Raw genomic sequence first — 506 nt, forward strand, 5'->3', positions numbered from 1 at the left:
AGCGGGCGTTCACCGCGGAGCTCGACGAGCCGATTTCGAACCTCGGCCACGCCGTCGCCCACGGCATCGACACCCACGTACGGCGGGAGCGCGAGCGCGAACTCGAACGCAGTCGCGACTTCTTGGAGCGGACACAACGCATCTCGAAAGTCGGTGGCTGGGAACTCGACTTGCTGACGGAATCGCTCGAATGGACCGACCAGACGAAACGAATCCACGACGTTCCCCTCGACTACGAACCTTCGCTGGACGACGCGTTCGGTTTCTACGCCGCCGACGAACAGGAAAACGTTCGCAAACTGGTCAACCGCTGTCGAAACGAGGGTCTCGCGTGGGAAGACGAGTTCCGACTCGTGACCAACGAAGGTGCGGAACTGTGGGTTCGAACCCGCGGTGAACCGGTTATCCGAGACGGCCGTGTCGTAGCCCTCAGAGGGACGATTCAGGACGTGACTGCCCGCCGCAGTCGTGAACTGGAGTTAGAGCGGACGAACGAGGAGTTAGAG

Annotated in this window: 1 protein-coding gene; it reads left to right on the forward strand. The window is 61.7% G+C overall.

The features are described from left to right. Nucleotides 1-506: PAS domain-containing protein (locus D3D01_RS22695; protein WP_199725604.1), on the forward strand; the 506-nt coding region annotated here is incomplete at both ends.

The organism is Haloarcula sp. Atlit-7R, assembly GCF_003666065.1.
In the GTDB taxonomy this organism is placed as follows: Archaea; Halobacteriota; Halobacteria; order Halobacteriales; family Haloarculaceae; genus Haloarcula; species Haloarcula taiwanensis.